This window comes from Milkweed yellows phytoplasma str. MW1, assembly GCF_000309485.1.
In the GTDB taxonomy this organism is placed as follows: Bacteria; Bacillota_I; Bacilli_A; order Acholeplasmatales; family Acholeplasmataceae; genus Phytoplasma.
The window spans coordinates 1-2937 of sequence record NZ_AKIL01000086.1 but is presented as its reverse complement, the minus strand read 5'-3'; the positions used below and the strand labels follow the sequence as shown (position 1 = coordinate 2937).

Sequence of the window (2937 nt, the reverse complement as noted above, 5' to 3'; positions counted from 1 at the left end):
TTAATAACAAGTAAACAAAAAAACCTAAATTTTTCTTTATAAAACAAAAAAATCAAAAAAAGAGGTCGCTATTTGTTGAAATTGTGCAATTCCTATTTGTTCTGCTCTTATATCTAAAGAAAGTTGATTTTTGTCAAAAAAAGTCATTAATTCTTTTTTAGAAATTTTAAAATAAGAATGTAGATTATTTAATAATTTTTTTCTTTTTTGTTGGAAAGAAGCTTTAACAAAGGTAAAAAACTTCTTTTCTATAAAAGTTTTTTTTGTTGATTCTAAAGGAATTCTTTCAAACTTTAAAACTGTACTATCTACTTTTGGCTTAGGAAAAAACATAGTATTTTTCACATCTTTAATTTGACTAATTACCATTAAAGACTGAAAAATAACACTTATAGAATTATAAGTAGTATTGTGTGGTTTAGATAAAAGACGCAAAGCTACTTCTTTTTGTACCATAATAGTGAAAGTTTTTATTTGCGGCAAAAATAAAATTTTAAATAATATAGGAGAGGTAATATTATAAGGCAAATTACCTATTAAAGCAATATCCTCTTCTTGAAAATAAGTTTGAAAATCTTGTTCTAAATTTCTTTTTAAAAAATCATCGTAAATAATATTAATATCGAAATGAGAATCAAATTGTAAAAAAGGTTTTAAAGAAGCGTCTATTTCGTAAGCCACAACTTTTTTTGCCTTGGTAATGATTAATTTAGTTAAAGCGCCTTTTCCGGGTCCCATTTCCACAACATTTTGATTATCTAAGTCAGCTTTTTCCACTATATAAGTCAATAAATTAACGTCATTTAAAAAATTTTGACCATATTGTTTTTTAATTATGTGTCTTGGTTTCATTATTTTTTATATGAACACTCTCTATAATAAAAAAACTTACGATTTTCTTTTTGCATAACACCATCCATTAGACTACTAATAATGGTTGATTCTCGACTTAATGGCTGAATTCGATTATTCGATGAAGTATGGGACGAAATAAAAATTTGTTCTCCAATATTGTCGTCATCTTCTCTATAAGCATCTTGTGTAATAGAATTATCTTCAAAAGTGTAATATTCGCCATTAACGCCATAATGTTTTTTAATTTTATTTATAATTTCTTTATTATTATCGTTATTTTCTTTATATTTCCATATGCTACGGTTTAAAAAATCTTGACATAAATTCGCTAAAATAACGTCTTTATCATCTTGTAAGCGAACAATTAAAGAATTAACATAAAAATCGTCTATTTTTAAATATATTTCTAAACTTTTATTTAAATCGTGTTTTTGATCTAAAAAATCTTTCAAAAGAACGACAACATAACTATCAAAAAAATAATTTTCAGAAATTAATTTTTTTATTCTAATGAAAATTTTTTCTAAAATAATTGAATAACCTTTTATTTTTGGATGATAATAAACTTGTCTATACATATGATAACGATTGATTAAATAGTTTTCAATCGCGGAAATACCGTTTTTTCTAAAAACTATTTGATATTTTTGTTCACGTTTTTCTATATCAATAATTCTAATCAAACGATCAGTATCGATATGTCCATAATAAACGCCTGTAAAAAACGAATCTCTTTTTAAATAATCTAAGCGATCAAAATCTAATTGACTTGTTAAAAGTTGTTGAATCAATTGGAATTCGTTATCTTTTTCTTTTTTAATAACCGAAGCTACATCTTTTTTAAAATCTTGATCTATGGAATCTAAAATAGCTCTTATTTCTTCATTATTAACGATAATTTCAGCGGTTTTTTCTTCATGATTAGTTTTAAAAATGCGTTCAAACATATGAGAATAAGCACCATGACCGATATCGTGAAGTAAAGAAGCGGTCAATAAAATTAATTTGTTTCTTAAAGAAAAAATTTCTTCGGATAGTTGAAATTTGTGAGTTTCTAAAAACCTTCTTGACAACTCATAAACCCCTAAACTATGAGAAAAACGTGAATGTTCCGCGCCATGAAAAACTACATTAACAAAACTTAATTGTTTAATGCGTCTTAATCGTTGAAAAACTTTTGTATTAATCAGCCTTTCTAAAAAAAGATAATCTAAATAAATATAACCATAAATTGGATCTCTAAAAACTTCTGGTCTATGAAATTTTTTCGGCTCTTTAAAATTATTTTTTTTACACATTATACATATGACTCTTTCTTTTTTATCCAAAAAATGTTATTTTTTAGAAATATGGAATAAAAAATATTTTGATCATAATTATATATTTTTGATGATTGTTTCGTTTTGACCAAATAACCTTATTTAAAAAAGTTATAAATCCAATTATTTCTTAATTAAAGTGACTGAATCTCCGCTTTTTAATAAAAACGCGCTAGCATCGTCAGTATCTAAATGACATTCTAATCTGTAATCTTTATGTACACGACACAAAACATCTTCTAAAATGCCTGGTTTAATGCCATCAATTTTAACATTTACCATTTCTTTATCTACGATGCCATACTCTTTAGCTTCTTCTTCAGAAAAATGAATATGTCTGTCTGCTAAAATAACCCCTTCAGCGATATCTACTTGTCCTTTTGGACCAATTAAAGTGGCTTTATCAGAATTTTTAATATCTCCGGAACTTCTTACAGGGGCTTTAAATTTATATCTTAAATTATCGCTTTGACTAATTTCCACTTGATCAACATTTCTAACTGGACCAACAATACGTACGCTTGTAATTAATTTGCCTTCAGGACTCATAACATCGATCTTTTCTTCAGCAGCGTATTGACCCACTTGTTTTAAATTTTTAAAAACATTTAATTGATAATTTTCGCTACCAAACAAAATATCTAATGTTTTTTGTTTTAAATGAACGTGTCTTCCAGACACACCTACAGGTATTTTTGTGGACATGATGTTTTTTCTCCTTAAATTTAATCAAAAATATTTTTACTTATACATTTTTATTATA

At 25.7% G+C, this 2937-nt stretch carries 3 protein-coding genes; all 3 read right to left on the bottom strand.

What is annotated here, in order from left to right; all coding sequences use genetic code 11:
• Window positions 1-36 precede the first annotated feature (36 nt).
• The 3 genes from rsmA to pduL all read right to left on the bottom strand — a co-directional run bounded on the left by rsmA (window position 37) and on the right by pduL (window position 2879).
• Window positions 37-852, bottom strand: coding sequence for a 16S rRNA (adenine(1518)-N(6)/adenine(1519)-N(6))-dimethyltransferase RsmA (gene rsmA, locus RI76_RS01905; protein ID WP_017192454.1), 816 nt, complete (start codon window positions 850-852; stop codon window positions 37-39).
• Window positions 852-2153 (bottom strand): HD domain-containing protein, encoded by a 1302-nt coding sequence (locus tag RI76_RS01900; RefSeq protein WP_017192453.1) that lies wholly within the window; start codon window positions 2151-2153, stop codon window positions 852-854. Before RI76_RS01900 ends, rsmA begins: the two co-directional genes overlap by 1 nt.
• Window positions 2154-2297: 144 nt before the next feature.
• On the bottom strand, window positions 2298-2879 hold the full coding sequence (gene pduL, locus RI76_RS01895) for a phosphate propanoyltransferase (RefSeq protein WP_017192452.1): 582 nt from the start codon (window positions 2877-2879) through the stop codon (window positions 2298-2300).
• Between the last annotated feature and the right edge of the window lie 58 nt (window positions 2880-2937).

Coding starts and splice junctions, on each gene's coding strand:
- rsmA (WP_017192454.1), bottom strand. CDS start 852: ATGAAACCAAGACACATAATTAAAAAACAATATGGTCAAAATTTTTTA.
- pduL (WP_017192452.1), bottom strand. CDS start 2,879: ATGTCCACAAAAATACCTGTAGGTGTGTCTGGAAGACACGTTCATTTA.
- RI76_RS01900 (WP_017192453.1), bottom strand. CDS start 2,153: ATGTGTAAAAAAAATAATTTTAAAGAGCCGAAAAAATTTCATAGACCA.